Origin of the sequence: Rhodococcus sp. 14-2470-1a, assembly GCF_002259425.1 — a bacterium.
Classification (GTDB): Bacteria; Actinomycetota; Actinomycetes; order Mycobacteriales; family Mycobacteriaceae; genus Rhodococcoides; species Rhodococcoides fascians_E.
The window spans coordinates 1-20471 of the sequence record NZ_NPFZ01000013.1; the positions used below are offsets into that span (position 1 = coordinate 1).

The following is a 20471-nucleotide window of genomic DNA, read 5'->3' on the forward strand; positions in this document are numbered from 1 at the left end:
GTTGGCGCCGGTGGAGAAGATGACGGCGTCGTAGAAGCGGCGGAGGTCGTCGAGGGTGATGTCGGTGCCGTAGTCGATGTTGCCGAGCAGGCGGACCTGGGGCTTGTCGAGGACCTTGTGCAGGGCGGTGATGATGCCTTTGATGCGGGGGTGGTCCGGTGCGACGCCGTAGCGGATGAGGCCGAAGGGCGCGGGCATACGTTCGAACAGGTCGATACTGACATCTGTGTCGGACTTCATGAGTGCGTCGGCGGCGTAGATGCCTGCGGGTCCGGCGCCGACGATGGCGACGCGGAGAGGTCTTGTTTCGTTCATCCCCTAATCGTAGTTATCATGCGCATAGATGCAACCACCCATTTGATCAGCCGGCTAGCTGCGCGACGACGAAGAAGTTGTCTCCCGTCGGTTCGCCGTTGCGTACGTCGCAGTTGGCGAGGATCAGTCGGCCGGGGACCTGCGCTCGCAGGTCGTTGTCGGCCAGGAGGGAACCCTTCGGCAGAGGCCCGACCGATTCGACGCCGTATTCGAGAGTGCCGGTCGCTGTGCGCACTACGACGATGTCGCCGACCTGCGCCACTCCGAGTGACCGAAACGGTGCGTCCCGCGTCGAGTAGTTGTGGCCCACCACGACCACTGTCTGCTCAGTGTCGGTTCCGGGTAGCCCGCTCTCGGCCCACCACGCGGGTCGCTCGTCCACGGGGTTGAGTACTTGGGACGAGTCGCGGTACAGGCCGTCGGGATTGACCGTGCTGCTCATGTAGGTCTGCGACTCGGCGGAACGTAGCTCGATCCACTCCGGTTGCGCGGGAGCAACCGGAGACGGTGGAGCCGCAGAAATCTGCGCCTCCACCGCCGACCGATCGGGCGGTGTCACACTGGCCGGCTCCGGTTGCGCACAGCCGGTCAGTGTGACACCCAGAGCGATCGCGACTGCGAACTTACGCAGATGCATCGGTCGAGTTGCGACGACGCAGGTAGAGCCCGCCACCCACCGCGGCAACAGCGACGACGCCGACGCCGGCCAAGATTGCCGGTGTCGCGGACGAGCTGTCCGAATCGCCCGACGCTTCGGTGGACGAATCGCCCAGTGCCAGATCGACAGCGGGCAGTTCTCCGGCAAGGACGGTGACACCGTCGTCGTCGGTGGTGAAGTAGTCCGCGACCGTGAACGATCCGTCCTCGTTGGACACGCCCACCAGTTCCACACCGGTCTCGTCGACGACCACCGTGGTGTCGTCGACCTGGGTCACGGGGACGTCATCCTTCGTCGTCCCGCCGATGTTGATGGTCCAGCTGAATTTCGGTCCGCTCGCTGCCAATTCAGCTGCCTTGGCCTTCAGATCGGCTTCGGCCTTGGTCGCTGCATCGGCTGCCGTCTTGGCCTCGGTCGCTGCGGTCTGCGCAGCCTTCACGTCCGCTGCTGCGGTGTCGGACGCGGCCTGAGCTGCCGTCAGATCGGCTTCGGTTCGCGTCACGTCGGCTTCCGCGGTGGCCAGTGCCGCATTGGCTTCCTCGACCGCGGCCTCTGCATCGGCGGCGGCCTTTTCGAGCGCTGCGATATCCGCATCCGACGGTGCTGCGTCGAGGTCGGCCTGCGCTTGCGTTGCCGCGGCCGCAGCCGCGGTGGCCTTCTCCTGGGCTGCAGTCGCAGCGGTCCGTGCGTCGGCAGCAGCTTTGTTCGCGGCGGTTGCTGCCTCCGTCGACGTCGCCGCTGCCGCTTCGAGATCCCGTGCATTGGCCTCGGCTGCCGCGGAGACGTCCAACGCTGTGCGTGCGGCAATGGCCGCCGACAGCGATTCGGCTGCTCTGGCCGCCGCCGCGCGGACAGCGGCACTCACCTTGGCGAGGTTGAGAGTCTTGAACGAATCCTGCACTGCCACGATCGAATCCTGCAGCGCCGTGGCAGCTGCTTCGGCATCGGCAGACGCGGTGGCAGCAAGCTCGGCCTTGGCGGTCGCGTCGGCACGTGCTGCCGCTGCGGCCTCCACCGCTTCCGGGTCACCGGCACCGGCCGCTTCGGCTTCCAACCGGTCTGCCTCGGCGAGGGCTGTGGCTGCGGCAGTGTCGGCGTCGGTCTTGGCCTGTGCAGCCGCGGTATTCGCTGCTTCGAGAGCTGCGGTGTCGGCCTTGGCCTTGTTCACCGCTCCGACGGCAGCGATGCGGTCCAGTTCGGCGGCTGTTGCGTCGGCGTCGGCCTTCTTGGCCTTCACCACCGCGTCCGCCGCAGCGAGCTCTGCCTTGGTGACCGCGGTACTTGCCGCGGCATCTGCGGCGACGGCTGCATCGAGACGAGCCTGCGCCGCGGTGGATGCCTCGGCAGCGGCTTTGCTCTTGGCCTCGGCGTCCGCCAGCGCTTGCTTCTCGGCGTCGCTGAGCTGCGGGACGATGTCGACGTTGATCGTCGCCGTGCCGTCGTCGTTGAACACGACCCCGCCCGTTACCTGGGGGAGAGGTCGATCGGTCGACGGTGCTTCGGGGGCAGGCACCGCTGCTGCCGACGCATCACCTGCGCCGGGTGCAGGAACATCCGCAGGCGGTTGCACGAGTGCATCTCCCGACGGCGTGGTTGCTTCCCCGGTGGGCGCCTGCTCGTCGGCCGGCGGATCGGTAGGTGCCTGCTCGGCGACGCTGTTCGACGGTGGCGGAGTCTCCTCCTGTGCTGCGGCAATTCCTGGTGCAGCCAGTGCGAAGGAAAGTGCGACGGCGGCTCCGGCGGCGGCGATGCGAGTCCTCCGCGAACGGGCGATCGACTTCTGTGACATGGATGTTCAAGCCCTTCGGTCCTGGTGGCCGGAGCCACCGACACCTCCGTCCCGATCCGGAAATGCTTTTAGTGAGGCACACGTACTTGTGCTTCATGGACCGTAACGGACCGAAAGGTCTCTCAGGGTTTACCAAGGAATTGGTTATGCAACTGTTACTGATGGTGTTGGTGTGACGAAAGTGAACACCAGCGGGAGAAATCTCAGTCGCCGACGGTGACTGCCCGGGCCTCGTCGACACTGTGAGGTGCGGGGTCGTGATCGTCGACGTGGGCGAGGACTTTGCGGCCGGTCGACAGGACGACGATCGCCAGCAGGGTGCAGACCGCGCCGACCCAGAACGGGACATGAGCGTTGCTCTCGCCCAGCTTGCCCGCGAGGTACGGTGCTGCCGCGCCGCCCACGAAGCGGACGAAGCTGTAGGCCGCCGAGGCGGTCGAGCGCTCCACGGGTGCGGAGATCATCACGGTTTCGGTGATGAGCGTGTTGTTCACGCCGAGGAACAGTCCGGCGACGACGGTGCCGACGATCAGTACCGTCTTGTTCTCGGTGAACAGGGCCATCACTCCGAGGTCGACGGCAAAGAGGAGCAGCGAAAGCATCATCATGTTCAGAGTTCCGTACGCGCGCTGCAACTTCGGGGCGAGGAACACCGATGCCACGGCGAGGCACAGGCCCCAGCCGAAGAAGATGAAACCGATGCTGTACGTGCCCATGTCGAGCGGAAACGGGGTGTAGGCGAGGAGGGTGAAGAAACCGTAGTTGTACAGAAGTGCGGTGATGCCGACGGTGAGCAGTCCGCGGTGGCGAAGTGCACGGAACGGATCGAGTATCGACGTCGTGTGAGCGGGCTTGGGAGTGTCCGGCAGCATGACGATCAACAGAATGAACGCGACGGCCATCAGCGCCGCAACGCCGAAGAACGGTCCACGCCAGGAGAATCCGCCGAGCACACCACCGACGAGCGGTCCCGTTGCGATGCCGATACCCAGCGCTGCTTCGTACAGGATGATCGCGCGCGCGACGCCTCCCGATGCGGCACCGACGATCGTCGACAACGCAGTTGCGATGAACAACGCGTTTCCGAGACCCCAGCCGGCGCGGAATCCGATGATCTCGCCGACTGATCCGGAAACTCCTGCGAGAGCAGCGAATACGACGATGATGGCAAGACCGGCCAGCAGTGTCCGTTTCGGGCCGAAGCGGCTGGACACTACGCCGGTGATGAGCATCGCGACGCCGGTGACCAGCATGTAGCTGGTGAACAGCAACGACACCTGGGACGGTGACGCATCGAGTTGTTCGCCGATGGGTTTGAGGATGGGATCGACCAAGCCGATACCCATGAAGGCGATGACGCTCGCAAAAGCGACTGCCCACACGGCCTTCGGCTGTTTCAGCAAGCTCTCGGTGTTCGTACTCACGGCTGAGTTCCCCACGACGAGGTTCCTTTCAATCCGTGATCGACGATTTGAGCACGCTGCGAAGCTCGCTCAGTCCGTCGGTCAGTTTCTGTAGTTGCTCCGGGTCCAGTTCGGACAGGTACGGCAGCAGGCCGTCGGCGATCTGACGTCGTCCGGCGGCCAGCCATTGGGCGCCGGCGTCGGACATCCGGGCGACGACCGCGCGCGAGTCGCTCGGGTCGGTCGTGCGTTCGACGAGCCCCGCTGCGGCGAGCTTTCCCAGCAGCGACGTCGCCGACGGCTGCGAGCAGCGATCGAGGCGAGCGAAGTCGCTGACTCGTAGGGGTTGGTATTCCTCGAGGAGGGACAGCGCTCGCATCCAGGCCTTGGGCCACTCGTCGGAGCCGAAGTGCGCGGCGAGGCGAACGAACCGGGACGATCCCGTGACCAGCTCGGAAAGCAGGTCGCGGAGATGCTGATCGGAGGACGGTTGCTGCACTCCCATAAGCTTACATAAGCTAACTATATTTGCAAACCGGCGATGGAAACGAAAAAGTCCCGGCCGTGTGGCCGGGACTTTCACGTAGGTACGACGTTCAGCTCAGGCTGTTCTCGTCCATGAAGTTCTTGATGGCGAGGTCCCAGTCCGCGTCGCGCTTGTTGTCGAGGCGGAACCGGGTGGCGGAGTAGATGCCGTAGAAAAGGAGTCCGGCCAGGAACAGGCTGCCGATGCCCGTGAAGGCGGCGGCGGCGATGGCGTCGGAATTCGACAGTGGCTGTGATGCCCGGATGCCGTTGTCGTCGACCCAGATATCCACTTCGGTACCCACCGGCGAGCCGCTCACGACGGACACCTGGCCGGTGTGCTCGACGCCCTGGTACGTCCAGGTGGCGTCGACGGTGGAGCTGCTCTGCGAGCTGAAGTCGGACTGAACGAGCGGCGAGGGGGGAGTGACGGACACGGTCTCGGCGGTGACGGCGTGCCGGGTGTACTGCTGCGCGGAGACTTGCTCGTTCTGGAACGACAGCGTCGTCATCGCGAGCCACGCAGCAACGGGAAGCATCAGAATCGTCAGGGTGGTGAGGATGGTCTTCAGTCGTGCCTGGATGCGGTCGGAGCGACGGAGCAGCGGGTTCGAAGCGTAGGCGAGACCTTCCATGGTCGCCCTACGATCATCGGTGTGTTTCCTGCGCATTGTCGTCCCAACGTGTCGAATCGTGTGTTTACCTTCCAACGATGACAAGGTGTACAGCCCTGAATCAAGGCGAAGGGGCCAGCATCACACAATTGGTTAGTTCAACGAATGGTCTGGTCGACGAACTCGGAGTGCCTCGATGAACCGCTCGACGTTGTCCAGAACGGCGTTCGCCTCGGCGTCGGCAGCCACGGTGCTCGGAGCGGTCCTCGGCGCAGACAGACTGCATCGCTTCGCGAAGCCGTTGATCGCTCCATCTCTGATGGCGGGGTTGCCCAAGCCTGCGTCGACGCTGGGTCTGGCGCTCACCGCAGCAACCGTCGGCGACGTTCTTCTACTCGACCCGGACGACGATTCGCGGATCCTGCACGGCGCCGCCTCGTTCGCCGTGATGCAGGGGTGCTACTGCGGGCTTCTTCGCGCTCGAGGTGCACGCGTCACCGCATCGGCGGCGGCGCCGCGAGCGGCGGGCTGGCTTCTCGCGGTCGTGTCGATGGCCACGCGTTCGCCCGACGTCGCACCCGGCCTCGGCGCGTACGGACTGACGCTGGCATCGATGTCGACGCTTGCCGCGGACCCGACGCTCGTGCCCGGCGCGAGAACGGCGGCCGGCGTCGTCGTTCCCGGTGCGGATCCGGCGTCGAGAATCGCTCTCGGCGGTGTGCTCTTCACGGTGTCCGACGCGTTGATCGTGGCTCGGCGGCTGCTGTTGACCACGGAGTCGCATCGGCGAGCGGCGGAGGGAGTGATTCTCGCGACCTACGCGGTGGCTCAGCTATTCCTCGTCGAAGGTCTGTCTCGGAAGAAGTAGAACGCGGTGGTGGTCGTCCGGATCGACCATGATCGGCACGACTGCGCCTTCGGCGAACCTCGAGATCTCCGAGCGAGGGATGGCGTAGACGATGCGGCCGGAGAACGACTCCGAGCCGGGCACGGTGAACTGCAGTTGAAGTTCGCTTCGGTTGTCGTCGAGTGGGTGCACTTCCTCGATGGTGGCCCAACCTTCGACGCCGTTGCGGGCGATCTGTCGCTGTTCGGCGGTCCGGCGGTTCGCCACCAGCATGGACAGGCCGAGCGCAGCTCCGAAACCGGCGATCAGAGCGGCAAGTTGGTAAGGCAGGGTTCCCGGGGGCGCCGACGGTCGGAACCACAGCGCCCACACCGCCAGGACGGCGACGTAGCCCACTGTGACGACTACTATCGCGCGCAAAGTTCGTTTGTGATTCACCCACATCTCCTACAGGCCACATCCAGAATAGCCCTGAAAAGTTGTCGGAGGTCTTACCGATAACCCTGGTAACGCCTATTCTGTCGAGGTGTCTACACCAACTGTGTTCATCACCGGCGCTGCTGCCGGGATCGGACGATCCACTGCTCTGAAGTTCGCTCGCTCCGGATACCTCGTCGGGGCCTACGACATCGACGAAACCGGGTTGGCGTCGCTCGGTAAGGAGATCACCTCCGCCGGCGGACGCGTCGTGACGGGAACCCTGGACGTCACCGACCCCAAGCAGTGGGAGGCTCGGTTGAAGGAGTTCGACGCCGAGGCCCACGGCCGGCTCGACGTCCTCGTCAACAACGCAGGCATCCTCGTCGCGGGCCAGTTCGAGGACATGCCGCTCGAGGTGCACAAGCGTCAGATCGACATCAACTTCAACGGCGTCGTGTACGGCACTCTCGCTGCGTTCCCCTACCTCAAGGCAACCAGAAACGCCCAGGTCGTGAACCTGTGCTCGGCGTCGGCCATCTACGGTCAGCCGGAGCTGGTCACCTACGGCGCGACGAAGTTCGCCGTACGCGGTGTCACCGAGGCGCTCGATCTCGAGTGGGCCAAGTACGACATTTCCGTCAAGGCCATGTGGCCGCTCTTCGTTCAGACCGCGATGACTCAGGGCGTCTCCACCGGAACGACCAACTCGCTCGGCATCAAACTCACCGCCGACGATGTATCCCAGGCGATCTTCGACGCCACCCGCCCCGCGAAGGGACTGCGGCGGAACAAGGCACTGCGCAAGGTTCACTTCCCGGTCGGATTGCAGTCCAAGGCGTTGTCGCTCGGATCCAGGTTCTCGCCGGCCTGGCTCACCCGCGAAGTCAACCGCCGCCTGAGCCACACCTGATCCTGCTCGACCCATCGACCCCTGCCACGCACCACCGAACGGCACGGGTTTCGGTTCGCCGGTAGGGTCGCTCTGCAACATGATGAGCGAAAGTGGGGTCGGGTTCTTTCATGGCGAGAGCGCGCTCGAAGAAGCGTTCGGTACTGGCAGCATCGGTGGCGATCGTGGCGGTGTTGTCCGCGTGCGGTAGCGAATCCGGTGCGGATGCGACGTCCGCACCGGCTACCACGACGACAACCGTCGCGCCGCCGACGACGACGGTGGAACCGGTGTTGCCGCCGCCGCAGACGACGTACGCGGCACTCGACGGTGCGTACTACTTCTCCTCGCCGGACGGGTTGTTCCAGTGCGGGATCGTCACGCTGGCCAGCCGTACCGAAGCGGGATGTCAGGGCACGACGTCGCCGGTTCCTCCGCGGCCCGAGGACTGCATGATCAGCTGGGGCAACGGCATTCGGGTCACCAACGAGGGTGAGGCCGAGTTCATGTGTTCCGGTGGTGCGGTGTACACCTCGGGCGGCGAGACGATCGATCCTCCGCTCGCAGTCGGGCAGGTCATCAACGCCGACGGGTACTCCTGCGAGTCGACGGCCGGCGGCATCTCGTGCACCAACGACGAGACCGGTCACGGCTTCCGCATCGCCGCCGACAGCAACGAAATCTATTGAGCGACATCGATGTACCAGGTCCGACCGAGTGGGGAGACAACCCCAACGGCGTCGGACCGTGGGAACAGCATCACGACGAACCCCGGCCGACGGGCCCGCAGTTCGATCCCGAGCTGCTCGACGCCGGGGACCGGCGCAATGTCGTCGACGCCTACCGCTACTGGACGCGGGAGGCCATCGTCGCCGACATCGACACGAGGCGTCATTCGCTGCACGTCGCAATCGAGAACTTCGCCAACGACGCGAACATCGGGACTGTCGTGCGCACCGCCAATGCGTTTGCCGCGCAAGCAGTTCATATCGTCGGGCGGCGCCGCTGGAACAGGCGCGGCGCGATGGTCACCGATCGATACCAGCACATCCACCACCACGACACCGTCGACGACCTCCTCGCCTACGCCGCCGCCGAGGGTCTGACGGTCGTCGCGGTCGACAACACGCCGGGTTCGGTGCCGATCGAGACCGCGGAACTTCCGAGGGATTGCCTGCTGCTGTTCGGGCAGGAGGGGCCTGGGGTGACCGAGGATGCACGCAACGGCGCGTCGATGACGGTGTCCATCGCGCAGTTCGGGTCCACTCGCAGCATCAACGCGGGCGTCGCCGCCGGAATCGCCATGCACTCGTGGATCCGGCGTCATGCCGACTTGTCACAAGCCTGGCCCTGACTGTTTGTGCTTCGCCCCCGGGCAAGTGGCAGGATTGCCGATCATGCAGGAGCTATGGGCGCAGCGCGCGGACGCTGCGGAGGGGGCCGTCGTCGCGCGACACGTGCGTCGATTGTGGGGCTTGCCCGGTACGGCGCTCGGCGTCGTGGCGTGGCCGCCTGTTCGGCGGGAGCGACTGTTCCTGAAGTGGCATTACTGGTGGCAGGCGCACCTGCTCGATTGTGCGGTCGATGCAGCGAGCCGCGAGCCCACCGCCAAGAGGCGCCGCCGGGTGACCAAAATTGCTCGTGCGCACCGCATTCGAAACATCACCGGCTGGACCAACAACTATTTCGACGACATGGCCTGGCTCGGGCTTGCTCTCGAGCGGGCTCAGCGGCTGCATGCCGTCGGCAACCGCGTCGGGATCCAGAAGATCGAGATGGAGCTGTTCGACGCATGGTCTCCGCAGGCAGGAGGCGGCATCCCCTGGCGCAGGGGCGACGATTTCTACAACGCCCCGGCCAACGGACCCGCCTCGATTCTGCTGGCCCGGACGGGTCGGTTGTGGCGAGCGCAAGCCATGGCCGATTGGATGGACGTCACGCTGAAGGATCCCGAGACGGGTCTGATCTTCGACGGCATCCGTACCGGCGACGTGCTCGATCGTGCGATCTACAGCTACTGCCAGGGTGTGGTGCTGGGCATCGAAACGGAACTTGCGGTGCGGCTGGGGGGTCCGCGTCATCGTGCCCGGGTGCACGCGCTGGTGACGGCGGTGGACGATCGGCTGTGTCGTGACCTGGTGATCGTCGGCGGGGGAGGCGGCGACGGCGGTTTGTTCGACGGCATCCTGGCCCGCTACCTGGCGCTGGTCGCGACAACCTTGCCCGGCGACAGCGACGACGATCGGTCCACCCGCGCACTGGCCGCGTCGATCGTGCTCGCGTCGGCGGAGGCGGCCTGGGAGAACCGCCTGGAAGTCGAGGATCATCCACTCTTCGGTGCAGCGTGGGAATCGCAGGCCACGCTTCCCGGGCCCGGGCATTCGGTGGCGAAGTTCAGCGGCGGAACGGTGCGTTCGTCGGCGGTGCCGGAGCGCGATTTCGCGGTGCAGCTGAGCGGCTGGATGTTGATGGAGGCCGCGTACACCGTGGCGGACGCAGGCTTTCGTTAGCTAAGGTACTGGCTATGGGGACTTCGTGGAATCCGGCGATATACGGGCACTACGCGGACGAGCGGACTCGTCCGTACTACGAACTGGTCTCTCGGATCAGACACGAATCACCCGATACCGTCGTCGACCTCGGATGCGGGACCGGCGTACAGACCGCCACGCTGGCGCAGCGGTGGCCGACGGCCCACATCACCGGACTCGACTCGTCGGCCGAGATGGTGGCCGACCAACCGTCGGATCTGCCCGCCGGCGTGACCGTCCGGCAAGGAGACATCTCCGATTTCGACGCGACCGGCGTGGACGTCGTCGTGTCCAATGCGGCCCTGCAGTGGGTACCTCACCACCGAGAGCTCCTGGCGACGTGGGCATCGCAACTGGGCGCGTCCAGCACCCTTGCCTTCCAGGTGCCGGGCAACTTCGACGCTCCCTCTCACGTCCTGATGCGTCGCCTCGCGGAATCCGACGAGTGGGCGTCGACTCTGAGCGGCGTTCTACGCGGGGGTGACAGCGTCGACTCCGCCGAGCAGTACGCGTCGGCGATGCTCGACGCGGGATTGACCGTCGACGCGTGGGAGACCAGCTACGTCCACGTTCTGCAGGGCGAGGACCCGGTGCTGCGGTGGGTGACGGGAACGGGCCTGCGGCCCGTCCTGGATGCACTCGACGACGAGACCCGGCCGGTGTTCGTCGAACAGTATCGAGACCTCCTGCGCGACGCGTACCCGTCGACCGCGTCGGGAACGCTGTTTCCGTTCCGGCGCATCTTCGTCGTCGCCCGTAAGGACTGAGTTATTCGAGGACTTCTTCGACCTCGATGGTCTCGGACGGCTTCGACATTTCCTTGCGGTACTGCCAGACGCCGACGCCGGTGCCGACGACCAGGAGCACGATCATCCCGATCAGAACCGCGGGCAGCAGCCACGGCACCATGTCGAGGAAGCTACCGAAGTAGAACCCTGCCAGCAGTAGTACCGGCGCCCAGATGATCGCGCCGAGCGTGCTGGCGATCGTGTAGCGGCGATGGTTCATCTTGGCTGCGCCCGCGACCATCGGGCAGAGTGTCCGCACCCAGGGAATCCAGCGGGCGACGAGCACGGCCCAGAAACCGTGCTTCTCCAGCAGCAGGTTCACCTTGTGCAGGTTCTTGGTGTTGAGGTACTTGCCGTTCTTGCGCGCGACGAGTGTGGAACCGGTGCGGTGCCCGATGACGTACCCCACCTGGTTGCCTGCGATGGCCGCGATCATCGCGCCGACGGACAACGCCCATATGTGGCCGGTGCCCGATGCATGGGTGGCCATGACGATTCCGGCGGTGATGAGCATGGAGTCACCGGGAAGGAACAAGCCGATGATGACGGCGCATTCGATGAAGACGAAGGTCACCACCACGAGCCACACCACGAGCGGGCCTGCGGTTTCCAGTGGGCCGAACTGACCCATTGCCTCGATCACGGTTGCAACACCCGCACTTTAAGCGCTCGGACGGTCCTGCTGGGTCTCGATGGCGTCTGCGGCCTCCGAGAGCGGTGTCTTGCGGGCTCGGACCATGCGCTTGCCGACCTCGATGACGATGGGCAGAACCGAGACGAAGACGATCAGCAGGAAGATGTAGTCGACGTTGTCGCGGATGAACTGGATCTGTCCGAGCAGGTAGCCGAGCATGGTGACGCCTGCGCCCCACAGGATGCCGCCGACGACGTTGTACGTCACGAAGATCGAGTACTTCATGTGCGAGGCGCCTGCGACCACCGGCGCGAACGTACGCACGATCGGGACGAAGCGCGCCAGGATGATCGTGATCGGGCCGTGCTTCTCGAAGAACGCGTGCGACTCGTCGATGTACTTCTTCTTGAAGAACTTCGCGTCGTTCGACTTGAACAGCGCAGCTCCACCCTTGCGTCCGATGAAGTATCCGACCTGGTCGCCCGCGATGGCGGCGATCGGGATCGTGATCAGCAGGACGCCGATGGGCGCGAACGGCGGGATCTCGTCGGACTTCGATGCGGCTATGAGGCCGGCGGTGAAGAGGAGAGAGTCACCCGGGAGTAGCGGAAACAGCAGCCCCGATTCGATGAAGACGACGAGCAGCAACCCGACCAGCACCCAGGTGCCGAACGAGTTGAGCAAATTCACTGGATCGAGAAACCCCGGCAGGAGCGCCAGGTTCGTCGTCACAGATTCCGAGGCGGCAAGAAGACTCACGGCGCCCACCATACCGGCCGAACCTGGGCCGACCTGAACAACAGCTGGTGAATTGCCACCGGCGCGATGTCCGATTAGTCACGTTCGGGCCGGGAGTGATCAGGTGGGTACCGCGACAGGCGCACCGGAGGCTTGCCATACTGCAACGGACAATCAATCTCTTCACATGGAGGAATGACGCCGTGCCGATCGCAACTCCCGAGGTCTATGCCGAGATGCTTGGCCGGGCCAAGGAACACCAGTTCGCCTTTCCAGCGATCAACTGCGTTGGTTCCGAGTCCATCAACGCCGCAATCAAGGGTTTCGCCGACGCTGGAAGCGACGGCATCATTCAGTTCTCGACCGGTGGTGCCGAGTTCGGCTCCGGCCTCGGCGTCAAGGACATGGTCACCGGTGCAGTAGCGCTGGCCGAGTTCGCTCACGTCGTCGCAGCCAAGTACGACGTCACGATCGCGCTGCACACCGACCACTGCCCCAAGGACAAGTTGGACACCTACGTCCGTCCGCTGCTCGCCATCTCGCAGGAGCGCGTCGACGCAGGCCGCAACCCGCTGTTCCAGTCGCACATGTGGGACGGTTCCGCAGTCCCGATCGACGAGAACCTCGAGATCGCCAAGGACCTGCTCGCCAAGGCAGCAGCTGCCCGCATCATCCTGGAAATCGAGATCGGTGTCGTCGGCGGTGAAGAGGACGGCGTCGAGGCCGAGATCAACGACAAGCTCTACACCTCCAACGAGGACTTCCTGAAGACCGTCGAGGCACTCGGTGCGGGCGACGCGGGTTCGCGCTACCTGCTCGCCGCGACGTTCGGCAACGTGCACGGCGTGTACAAGCCCGGCAACGTGAAGCTGAAGCCGTCCGTCCTTGCCGACGGCCAGCGTGTGGCGTCGGAGAAGCTCGGCCTCGCTGCCGGTTCCAAGCCGTTCGACTTCGTGTTCCACGGTGGATCGGGCTCGGCGAAAAGCGAGATCGACGAGGCTCTGGACTACGGCGTCGTCAAGATGAACGTGGACACCGACACCCAGTACGCATTCAGCCGCCCCATCGCAGGACACTTCTTCAGCAACTACGACGGTGTGCTGAAGGTCGACGGCGAGGTCGGCAACAAGAAGGCCTACGACCCGCGTAGCTACCTCAAGAAGGCCGAGGCCGGTATGACCGCCCGTGTCATCGAGGCGTGCAACGACCTCAAATCCGCAGGTCGCAGCGTAAGCGCTGGCTGACCCACGCGAGTGGAACGGAGCCTGCGGGTCACTCCGCAGGCTCCGCTCCCGGTAGGTCAGGGCCTACATTTCAACTCACACGAGGGTCAGCAGACCTTCCAGGTTTCGTCTTCCAGCCGCAGATCGAACGTCCGAGGTGACCGCTCGTTCGGATTCGCTTCGGTGTACGCGATGATCTGCGCGATTGCAGTGTCTCCGGTGATCTGAACGGCATCGATGCCTTCCATCACCGGCACGTTCCCCTGTTCGACGGCGACGCGGTGCACGTCCGCGAACTCCGCATCCGGGATGTCCCGGTAGTACGTCGCCAGGTCCCCGCACGACGACGATCTCAGCGTCGCCAGATCCCCGCTCGCCAACGCCTCGGTGAACGACGTGACCGATGTTCTGATCTGCGCCTCCGGCGAATTCTCGCCGCCGTCACGCGCCAGATAGAAGAACGCGGCGGCACCGACTGCGACGATCACGACGACGGCAGCGGCCAGGGCGCCCAGCCAGCGCTTGCTCGTCTTCCGTGCGGGAACGGAGCCTGCGGAGCGACCGGAAGACGGCGGAGCGGAGCCTGCGGAGCGACCGGAAGGCTGCGGAGCGGTGCTCGTCGCCGACGGTCCGGCGGTTTGTTGAGCCGGACGGGGAACCTCCCCGCGAGCCGGAATGCGCTGCGGTACAGCGTGGGGTCGCGGCGCAGGCCTGACAGGTGGCTCGACGGTAGGAATCGCGGTCGTCTCGGCCTCCGACGCGTCGGGTTGGGAAGCCTCGGCGTCTTTCTTGTCCTGAGGCGTGGCGTCGGGGAGTTTCGGCGGGGTGGGTGTGCTGTCCGACGTGTCGGGTTCCGACTTCGTTTCGTCCTTCTCCGACACCTGGTGCTCCCTACTTCATTCTTCGACTCTTTCGAAAACGAAAGCCTAGTGGCCGAGGGTGGGTGGCCGGTTGCAGGCGAGGCGAGTGTCGGGCTCGAGAGCGCTGGACGCGGGAGCGCCGGGTGGAGGGCACAGGAGCATTGCGTGGAGGGCACAATGGTCCCCATGACTTCATTCGGTGACTTGCTCGGACCGCAGCCGACGCTTCTGCCCGGCGACGACGAGGCAGAGTCCGCACTGCTCAACCACGAGGATCCGGCGAAGGTCGCGGCGGAGAATCCGACGGCGTCGATCGCCTGGGCATATTTGGCCGAGGCGTCGTTGGACGCGGGTCAGACCATCACTGCGTACGCCTATGCGCGCACGGGGTATCACCGCGGGCTCGATCAGCTCCGCCGCAACGGATGGAAGGGATTCGGGCCGGTCCCGTACAGCCATGAGCCCAACCGAGGATTCCTCCGCTGCGTCGCTGTTCTCGCGAAGGCTGCGCGTGAGATCGGCGAGAACGACGAGTACGCGCGGTGCCTCGACCTCCTCGAAGACAGTGATCCCAAGGCTGCGGAAGCTCTCGGGCTCGGCTGATCCTGCTGTAACGACGCTGCGTCCGACGGCTCGGCGGGGTAGGGCCCGTGTGAGGGCGGGCCGGGCGAGGTTGCAGCTGTCGTTGTTGCCGATCGTTCAGTGTGCGCTGGCGGCGGGTGTCGCGTGGTTCGTCGCGACGGACATCGTCGGTCATGCTCATCCGTTCTTCGCGCCGATCGCTGCTGTCGTGTCGCTCGGTGTGTCGTTGGGCGCGCGAATGCGCCGGTCCGCTGAGTTGGTGGTCGGTGTCACGGTCGGGATCGGTGTCGGTGACCTGATCATTTCGGCGATCGGCAGTGGGCCGTGGCAGATCGCGCTGGTGGTTGCGCTCGCGATGTCGACGGCGGTGTTCCTCGACGGTGGTCCGATCATCGCGATGCAGGCGGGTTCGTCGGCTGTGTTGGTCGCGACGCTCATTCCTCCTGGCGATTCGGGTGGGATCGACCGAATGGTCGACGCATTGACCGGTGGTCTGGTGGGCATCGCGATCGTGGCGCTCATTCCGACGCATCCGGTGTGGCGGGCGCGTAAGGACGCGGCGCGGGTGCTCGGTATCGCGTCGGATGTGTTGCAGAAGGTGGCCGACGGGTTGGTGGCCAACGATCCGAAGCCCATCGAGGAGGCTTTGAAGAAGGCTCGCGCCACCCAGTCGGACATCGATGCGTTGCGCACGAACCTGAAGGGTGGTCGGGAGATCGCGCGGATCTCTCCGTTGTATTGGGGTCATCGGAACAGGTTGGCGGGTCTGGAGAAGACGGCCGATCCGATCGACAACGCGATTCGCAACATTCGTGTGTTGGCGCGTCGCTCGTTGACGCTGGTGCGGGACGACGAGATTCTCGATCCTCGGGTCGTCGACGAGGTGGAGAAGCTGGCTCAGGCAACGGATGTGTTGCGCCGGATGGTGCTGGCAGATCCGGGCCGTCAGCCGGATGCCGCGGAAGCGGCGAGGGTTCTGCGCGCGGTGGCTGCGGGCGCGAAGCCCGAGTTGATCTCCGATGCGGGCCTGTCGGCAACGGTGGTGCTCGCGCAGTTGCGGTCGATCATCGTCGATTTCCTCCAGGTTGCGGGTCTGAAACGTATTTCTGCGCTGGCGACGCTTCCGCCTACCGTCGCGAAACCGGAGGTCACGCCGGACCTGTTCTGACCCTGTCGAGACCATTGCACATATGCGTATGTACGCATATGGTGAGGTCGGCATCGACGGAAGGGGAAGTGATGGGCGCGGGGCACGGGCACAGTCACGGCATACCGGACTCAGGTGGAACGGCCGGACCGTCCACCAAGCGGATCCGCAACATGGTGATTGCACTGGCCATTCTCGTGGTCTTCTTGATCCTCGAGGCGACGGTCGCGTTGATCATCGACTCCCTGGGCTTGCTGGCCGACGCCGGCCACATGCTCACCGATGTTCTCGGAATGTCGATGGGTCTCGTGGCCCTCCTTCTGGCCCGTAAGGGAAGTGCCGCCGCTGCACGCACGTTCGGCTGGCATCGTGCGGAAGTCCTGACGGCCATCGCCAATGCTGTTCTGCTCCTCGGTGTCGCCGCGTTCATCATGTACGAGGCGATCGATCGAATCGGCGACGCGCCGGAGATCCCCGGTCTTGCGCTGATCGTCACCGCGGCCGCAGGTCTGGTCGCCAATCTGGTCGTCATGGTGCTGATTCGCGGCGACGCGAAGGACAGCATCGCCGTGCGCGGTGCCTACATGGAGGTGCTCGCCGACGCTGTGGGCAGCGTCGGTGTCCTCGTCGCAGGCCTGGTGATGGTGGTGTTCGGATGGACGTGGGCGGACATCGTGGTCGGTGTCCTGATTTCGCTGTGGGTGATTCCGCGGGCCATCAAGCTGGCGGGCTCCGCGCTGCGCATCCTGACTCAGGCGAGCCCGGGTCACGTCGACGTCGAGGCCGTCGAAGCCGATCTTGCTGCCCTACCCGGCGTGGTCGGTGTGCACGATCTGCACGTCTGGACCCTCACCACGGGTATGGACGTCGCGACCGTGCACCTCGAATGCGACGGCTCCGGCCCGGTTCTGCTGGATCGCGCCAAAACGGTGCTCGCGGCCTACGGTCTGGACCACGCGACCGTGCAGGTCGAGCCGTCCTCCCAGGGATCTGCGTGCAAGAACGAACTCACTTGGTGAACGTCTTCACCGGGGTTCCCGGTCGCCACAGCTCGATCTGCATGTGATCGTCGACGAGTGAGGTCAGCACCACCTCGGTGATGTCGAGATCGAAGACGTTGTAGGGCGTCAGTTCCGGGGGTGCTGCGTCGAAGATCTTCTGCAGTGCATCGGGGTCGGTGAGTTCGACGGCTGTGCCCGCGATTTTCGCGTCGCCGCCTTCCATCGAATGGTGGCCGGGGTTGCTGTGCAGGGCGAAGCGTGGATCCCGTTGCAGATCTCTGGCTTTGAGTGCGTTGAGCATCGACCCCAGGCGCAGCACGCCGCCGTCGGCGAATTCCACTTCTGTCCCGCTGACCCGCGGAGACCCGTCCTGTCGAAGCGTTGCGAGCACATGGTGCTTGTTGGCGGAGAACCGTGCCGCCACCCCGTTCGCCAGGGCGGGTGCCGCGGACTCGAAGTCTTTCCATGTCGTCATGCCAGCAGTATGCGGACACATCACTGACACCTTCTGTCAGTAATATCGGCGGTGTGCGTTCCTCGCGGCTGCTGCAGTTGATGCTGTCCCTCCAACACGGCCGTGCGACGACCGCACAGGCGCTGGCCGACGAAGCAGGAGTGTCGGTGCGCACCATCTACCGCGACATAACCGCGTTGCTCGACGCCGGGGTCCCGCTCTGGACCGAGTCCGGACCGGGCGGGGGAGTGCGGCTCCTGGACGGATGGCAGTCGAAGCTGTCCGGCATGTCCGGTGTCGAGACCTCGGCGTTGATGTTGCTCGGCGTGCCGTCCGTGGCTGCAGATCTGGGGCTGGCCGACGTCACGGCTGCGGCCGAGACCAAGCTGCTGGGTGCGCTCCCATTGCCGTTGCGCGCCGGCGCCCAGATGTGGCGTGAGCGGTTGCACGTCGACGCCCCGGGCTGGTTCACCGACGTCGAACCGTCGCCGCATCTGAAGGTGATCAGCGCGGCTGTGTTGGCGGGTCGGCAGCTCGATCTCGACTATCGGGGCTCGACGCGCACCGTCGCCCCGCTGGGACTGGTGGCCAAGGCGGGCGTCTGGTACCTCGTCGCCGCCCGGGGAGACGCCGTCCTGTCGTATCGTGTCGACCGAGCCGAGGGTGCTCGGACGCGGACGGAACCGGTGGCCAGGCCCGACGGCTTCGATCTCGCTCGATGGTGGGCGGAATCGGCGTCGAAGTTCGATCGGGTACTGCTGACTTTCGATTGTCGAGTCAGGTTGTCCGCGGATGCTGTTCGCATTCTCCCTGCTGTCGTCGGTCGTGAAGCAACTCCGGCACTCCCTGGCGCCGACGTCGACGGGTGGACGACCGTCGATCTGCGGCTCGAGACGTTCGACGTCGCCCTGGGGCAGTTGACGACGCTGGGAGGTGGCGTCGAAGTGCTGGAACCGGTGGCGTTGCGGCGGGCGCTGCACCGGGTGGCGTCGGAGATGGCGTCGCGAAACTCCTGACTGCATTCGACCGAAGTCAGGGTAGTCTCGGAGCATGACAGCGATGACATTGTCGGGCCCCCTCGCCGACCGTGATTCGTGGACGGCGAATCACTGCTCGATCGACAAGGCAATGGGTGTCGTGGGCACACGCTCGGCCGTTCTCATTCTGCGTGAGGCGTATTACGGGGCAACACGATTCGATCAGTTCGCTTCACGCGTCGGGATCACCGAGGCGGTGGCGTCGGCGAGGTTGAAAGAACTGACGGAGGCCGGACTGTTCGTGAAGTCGCCCTACCGAGATCCGGGCCAGCGGACACGGTACGAGTACCTGCTGACCGAAATGGGTGACGATCTGCTGCCCGTCGTGCTCGGACTGATGCAGTGGGGAGACAAACACCTGCAGTCCGGCCGTGGACCGTTGGTGGTGACGGACGGCAACGGCCCGGTTCAGGTGGAGGTCAGGAGCACCGACGGACGGGCGGTGGCTGCGGACGATCTGGAAATCAGAGCCAGAACCGCATGAGGTAGTTGCCGTACTGCGCATAGATGTCGGGGACTCCGGAAAGTCCGAACAGCCAGTAGATGGCGTCGAAGAACACGATGTTGACCTGGGGCACGAACAGGAATGCGACGAGGATCAGAATGCCGTACGGCTTGAAGTTGGCCAGCGCTCGGCGGGTGTCGTGGGACAGGTTGTTCTCGATCGCGGCGTAGCCGTCGAGACCGGGAACCGGAAGAAGATTCAGCACCGTGGCCATGACCTGCAGAAACGCCAAGAAGCTCAAGCCCCACCAGAACGCGCGATGATCCGAACCCGTTCCCCAGACGCGAATCACGACCAGCAGAACCACGGCGGACACAAGATTCGCACAGGGCCCGGCAAGAGCGATCCTGCGCTGGATCCTCGGCTCGAACATTCCGGTGCGGAGATACACCGCGCCGCCGGGAAGACCGATTCCGCCGATCGCGATGAACACCACCGGCAGCACGATCGACAGCAGCGGATGGCTGTACTTCAGCGGGTTCAACGTCAGGTAACCGCGCAGCTCGACCTCGCGATCACCGGCCCGGAACGCGGTGTAGGCGTGACCGAACTCGTGCAGGCACACCGTCACGATCCACCCGGCCAGGACGAGGACGAACACCCCTATCCGTGCCGAGACGTCGGCTGGCGATTGTGCAGTCCACGCAACGACACCGCCGACCACCGCAGCAGCCACCACGGCCAGGAAGACCGGGCTCGGGCGTACGCGTCGACGCCGCAGGGGGATGCTCACCGGACCAGCAACCACTCCACGTGATGGCGATAGAACGTCGATCGCTTCACTTCTCGGTCGCCGGGCACGCCGTCGCGAGTCAGACTCGCCGCGTACGCTCCGAGCTGCATGGCGCGGCCGTGGGCCCACCGATGCGGAAGCAGGCGTCGGCCCCCGGTGACGCGGGCCTTGAGCCCGGGCATGTTCGGCGTCGGGACGATCTCGACGGCATGCGCCGTGCCGGAGAACAACTTCGTGTCGTCGACGTAGGCCTCACCTTCGAGCGAACGCCCGGAAGTACCGTGTACGACGGCCCGGCCGACCACGGCCTTGCCTGCGTCGTCACGGATCAGCGGGGTCGGCGACGCCGTGCCCGTCATGGCAACCTTCGCGGCCCGCGACCCCGTTCCGAGGCGGTAGACATGCCCCGCGGCCGTCGCCGACTCGGGAACGAACGCGACTTCGACGTCGAGGCGATCGGTACGCATCAACCTCGTCAACACGGCCGCGAGGGACGCGTCGCCGCCGAGGACGATGACCCGCGGGCCAGGTGACCCGGCGGCGTCGGCCAGGAGGGCGTCGCACTCGTCGTTGGTGGGAATCTCCGACGCCGACGTCAGTGGCACATCCGTCAGCGAGATCGGCAGCGGAGGGTTTCCGCAGTGCAGGACGAACGGTGTCACTGTGCTCCCGTGCAGTTCTGTGGTTGTGGCCTGGTGCTCGGTCTCCACCGTAGCGCCATGACCGGTGCCACACTGCCTCGGCTAGACTGACCCCCCGGCCTGCCTCCACACCTGGA

General features: G+C 65.2%; 25 protein-coding genes. 12 read left to right on the top strand and 13 right to left on the bottom strand.

Annotation, left to right across the window (positions count from 1 at the left end):
- The 6 genes from CH292_RS06035 to CH292_RS06060 all read right to left on the bottom strand — a co-directional run.
- Positions 1–315 (bottom strand): NAD(P)-binding protein (locus CH292_RS06035; RefSeq protein ID WP_179277922.1); only part of this gene is annotated, 315 nt, incomplete at its 3' end.
- A gap of 46 nt (positions 316–361) precedes the next feature.
- Positions 362–952: a class F sortase gene (locus tag CH292_RS06040; protein ID WP_019667887.1), complete on the bottom strand. Its 591-nt coding sequence runs from the start codon at positions 950–952 to the stop codon at positions 362–364.
- On the bottom strand, positions 939–2762 hold the full coding sequence (locus CH292_RS06045; RefSeq protein ID WP_037163997.1) for a hypothetical protein: 1824 nt from the start codon (positions 2760–2762) through the stop codon (positions 939–941). Before CH292_RS06045 ends, CH292_RS06040 begins: the two co-directional genes overlap by 14 nt.
- 203 nt (positions 2763–2965) lie before the next feature.
- Positions 2966–4201 carry an MFS transporter gene (locus tag CH292_RS06050; RefSeq protein WP_019667890.1) on the bottom strand — a complete coding sequence of 412 codons (1236 nt, stop codon included), beginning with the start codon at positions 4199–4201 and terminating at the stop codon, positions 2966–2968.
- Between the two features lie 13 nt (positions 4202–4214).
- The gene (locus tag CH292_RS06055) at positions 4215–4670 is read right to left on the bottom strand and encodes a MarR family winged helix-turn-helix transcriptional regulator (protein WP_019667891.1); all 456 of its coding nucleotides are present in this window, start codon (positions 4668–4670) and stop codon (positions 4215–4217) included.
- Between the two features lie 91 nt (positions 4671–4761).
- The gene (locus CH292_RS06060) at positions 4762–5325 is read right to left on the bottom strand and encodes a hypothetical protein (protein ID WP_019667892.1); all 564 of its coding nucleotides are present in this window, start codon (positions 5323–5325) and stop codon (positions 4762–4764) included.
- A gap of 175 nt (positions 5326–5500) precedes the next feature.
- Between CH292_RS06060 and CH292_RS06065 the strand changes: the two genes are divergently transcribed.
- Complete coding sequence (locus tag CH292_RS06065; protein ID WP_094627983.1) at positions 5501–6172, top strand: lysoplasmalogenase family protein; 672 nt, start codon at positions 5501–5503, stop codon at positions 6170–6172.
- On the opposite strand, the gene CH292_RS06070 is transcribed toward CH292_RS06065, so the two are convergent.
- Positions 6137–6589 carry a hypothetical protein gene (locus CH292_RS06070; protein ID WP_037185166.1) on the bottom strand — a complete coding sequence of 151 codons (453 nt, stop codon included), beginning with the start codon at positions 6587–6589 and terminating at the stop codon, positions 6137–6139. The genes CH292_RS06065 and CH292_RS06070 overlap by 36 nt on opposite strands.
- Before the next feature lie 88 nt (positions 6590–6677).
- On the opposite strand from CH292_RS06070, the gene CH292_RS06075 reads away from it, so the two are divergent.
- The 5 genes from CH292_RS06075 to CH292_RS06095 all read left to right on the top strand — a co-directional run bounded on the left by CH292_RS06075 (position 6678) and on the right by CH292_RS06095 (position 10758).
- Positions 6678–7481: an SDR family oxidoreductase gene (locus CH292_RS06075; protein WP_027499102.1), complete on the top strand. Its 804-nt coding sequence runs from the start codon at positions 6678–6680 to the stop codon at positions 7479–7481.
- A gap of 110 nt (positions 7482–7591) precedes the next feature.
- A complete protein-coding gene (locus CH292_RS06080; protein WP_256977953.1) occupies positions 7592–8149 on the top strand; it encodes a DUF6636 domain-containing protein in 558 nt (185 codons plus the stop codon).
- The gene (locus CH292_RS06085) at positions 8146–8814 is read left to right on the top strand and encodes an RNA methyltransferase (protein ID WP_020113349.1); all 669 of its coding nucleotides are present in this window, start codon (positions 8146–8148) and stop codon (positions 8812–8814) included. Before CH292_RS06080 ends, CH292_RS06085 begins: the two co-directional genes overlap by 4 nt.
- 43 nt (positions 8815–8857) lie before the next feature.
- Positions 8858–9970: a glycoside hydrolase family 76 protein gene (locus CH292_RS06090; RefSeq protein ID WP_026348263.1), complete on the top strand. Its 1113-nt coding sequence runs from the start codon at positions 8858–8860 to the stop codon at positions 9968–9970.
- Positions 9971–9984: 14 nt separating this feature from the next.
- Entirely contained in the window at positions 9985–10758 is a 774-nt protein-coding gene (locus CH292_RS06095; protein ID WP_094654263.1) for a trans-aconitate 2-methyltransferase, read from the top strand.
- A 1-nt stretch (position 10759) separates the two neighbouring features.
- On the opposite strand, the gene CH292_RS06100 is transcribed toward CH292_RS06095, so the two are convergent.
- Positions 10760–11410: a DedA family protein gene (locus CH292_RS06100; protein ID WP_037163988.1), complete on the bottom strand. Its 651-nt coding sequence runs from the start codon at positions 11408–11410 to the stop codon at positions 10760–10762.
- Positions 11411–11440: 30 nt separating this feature from the next.
- Entirely contained in the window at positions 11441–12184 is a 744-nt protein-coding gene (locus tag CH292_RS06105) for a VTT domain-containing protein (protein WP_020113352.1), read from the bottom strand.
- Between the two features lie 170 nt (positions 12185–12354).
- Here CH292_RS06105 and fbaA point away from each other — a divergent pair, with 170 nt between their 5' ends.
- Positions 12355–13395: a class II fructose-bisphosphate aldolase gene (gene fbaA / locus CH292_RS06110; RefSeq protein ID WP_094627986.1), complete on the top strand. Its 1041-nt coding sequence runs from the start codon at positions 12355–12357 to the stop codon at positions 13393–13395.
- Between the two features lie 86 nt (positions 13396–13481).
- On the opposite strand, the gene CH292_RS06115 is transcribed toward fbaA, so the two are convergent.
- On the bottom strand, positions 13482–14255 hold the full coding sequence (locus CH292_RS06115) for a hypothetical protein (RefSeq protein ID WP_094654265.1): 774 nt from the start codon (positions 14253–14255) through the stop codon (positions 13482–13484).
- A 165-nt stretch (positions 14256–14420) separates the two neighbouring features.
- Here CH292_RS06115 and CH292_RS06120 point away from each other — a divergent pair, with 165 nt between their 5' ends.
- The 3 genes from CH292_RS06120 (at position 14421) to CH292_RS06130 (ending at position 16982) form a co-directional block, all read left to right on the top strand.
- Positions 14421–14837, top strand: coding sequence for a DUF3151 domain-containing protein (locus tag CH292_RS06120; RefSeq protein WP_026348265.1), 417 nt, complete (start codon positions 14421–14423; stop codon positions 14835–14837).
- Positions 14838–14913: 76 nt separating this feature from the next.
- On the top strand, positions 14914–15984 hold the full coding sequence (locus CH292_RS06125) for an FUSC family protein (RefSeq protein ID WP_026348266.1): 1071 nt from the start codon (positions 14914–14916) through the stop codon (positions 15982–15984).
- A 71-nt stretch (positions 15985–16055) separates the two neighbouring features.
- Complete coding sequence (locus CH292_RS06130; RefSeq protein ID WP_037182993.1) at positions 16056–16982, top strand: cation diffusion facilitator family transporter; 927 nt, start codon at positions 16056–16058, stop codon at positions 16980–16982.
- Here the strand turns inward: CH292_RS06130 and CH292_RS06135 are convergent.
- Positions 16972–17439, bottom strand: coding sequence for a pyridoxamine 5'-phosphate oxidase family protein (locus CH292_RS06135; RefSeq protein WP_027499105.1), 468 nt, complete (start codon positions 17437–17439; stop codon positions 16972–16974). The genes CH292_RS06130 and CH292_RS06135 overlap by 11 nt on opposite strands.
- A gap of 53 nt (positions 17440–17492) precedes the next feature.
- Here CH292_RS06135 and CH292_RS06140 point away from each other — a divergent pair, with 53 nt between their 5' ends.
- Both CH292_RS06140 and CH292_RS06145 read left to right on the top strand, forming a co-directional pair.
- A complete protein-coding gene (locus tag CH292_RS06140) occupies positions 17493–18434 on the top strand; it encodes a YafY family protein (protein WP_037163981.1) in 942 nt (313 codons plus the stop codon).
- 34 nt (positions 18435–18468) lie between these two features.
- Positions 18469–18939 (top strand): helix-turn-helix domain-containing protein, encoded by a 471-nt coding sequence (locus CH292_RS06145; protein ID WP_094654267.1) that lies wholly within the window; start codon positions 18469–18471, stop codon positions 18937–18939.
- Here the strand turns inward: CH292_RS06145 and CH292_RS06150 are convergent.
- Together CH292_RS06150 and CH292_RS06155 are read right to left on the bottom strand one after the other, a co-directional pair.
- Entirely contained in the window at positions 18920–19693 is a 774-nt protein-coding gene (locus CH292_RS06150; RefSeq protein WP_170949295.1) for a site-2 protease family protein, read from the bottom strand. The two genes, CH292_RS06145 and CH292_RS06150, sit on opposite strands and share 20 nt — an antisense overlap.
- On the bottom strand, positions 19690–20355 hold the full coding sequence (locus CH292_RS06155; RefSeq protein WP_026348269.1) for a hypothetical protein: 666 nt from the start codon (positions 20353–20355) through the stop codon (positions 19690–19692). The genes CH292_RS06150 and CH292_RS06155 overlap by 4 nt, the downstream gene beginning before the upstream one ends.
- Positions 20356–20471: the final 116 nt, after the last annotated feature.

What these genes read in the sequence shown, in the direction of transcription:
- CH292_RS06100 (WP_037163988.1), bottom strand. Translation starts at nt 11,410, where the DNA reads ATGGGTCAGTTCGGCCCACTGGAAACCGCAGGCCCGCTCGTGGTGTGG.
- CH292_RS06060 (WP_019667892.1), bottom strand. Translation starts at nt 5,325, where the DNA reads ATGGAAGGTCTCGCCTACGCTTCGAACCCGCTGCTCCGTCGCTCCGAC.
- CH292_RS06065 (WP_094627983.1), top strand. Translation starts at nt 5,501, where the DNA reads ATGAACCGCTCGACGTTGTCCAGAACGGCGTTCGCCTCGGCGTCGGCA.
- CH292_RS06120 (WP_026348265.1), top strand. Translation starts at nt 14,421, where the DNA reads ATGACTTCATTCGGTGACTTGCTCGGACCGCAGCCGACGCTTCTGCCC.
- CH292_RS06135 (WP_027499105.1), bottom strand. Translation starts at nt 17,439, where the DNA reads ATGACGACATGGAAAGACTTCGAGTCCGCGGCACCCGCCCTGGCGAAC.
- CH292_RS06045 (WP_037163997.1), bottom strand. Translation starts at nt 2,762, where the DNA reads ATGTCACAGAAGTCGATCGCCCGTTCGCGGAGGACTCGCATCGCCGCC.
- CH292_RS06145 (WP_094654267.1), top strand. Translation starts at nt 18,469, where the DNA reads ATGACAGCGATGACATTGTCGGGCCCCCTCGCCGACCGTGATTCGTGG.
- CH292_RS06080 (WP_256977953.1), top strand. Translation starts at nt 7,592, where the DNA reads ATGGCGAGAGCGCGCTCGAAGAAGCGTTCGGTACTGGCAGCATCGGTG.
- CH292_RS06130 (WP_037182993.1), top strand. Translation starts at nt 16,056, where the DNA reads ATGGGCGCGGGGCACGGGCACAGTCACGGCATACCGGACTCAGGTGGA.
- CH292_RS06095 (WP_094654263.1), top strand. Translation starts at nt 9,985, where the DNA reads ATGGGGACTTCGTGGAATCCGGCGATATACGGGCACTACGCGGACGAG.
- CH292_RS06090 (WP_026348263.1), top strand. Translation starts at nt 8,858, where the DNA reads ATGCAGGAGCTATGGGCGCAGCGCGCGGACGCTGCGGAGGGGGCCGTC.
- CH292_RS06055 (WP_019667891.1), bottom strand. Translation starts at nt 4,670, where the DNA reads ATGGGAGTGCAGCAACCGTCCTCCGATCAGCATCTCCGCGACCTGCTT.
- CH292_RS06105 (WP_020113352.1), bottom strand. Translation starts at nt 12,184, where the DNA reads ATGGTGGGCGCCGTGAGTCTTCTTGCCGCCTCGGAATCTGTGACGACG.
- CH292_RS06040 (WP_019667887.1), bottom strand. Translation starts at nt 952, where the DNA reads ATGCATCTGCGTAAGTTCGCAGTCGCGATCGCTCTGGGTGTCACACTG.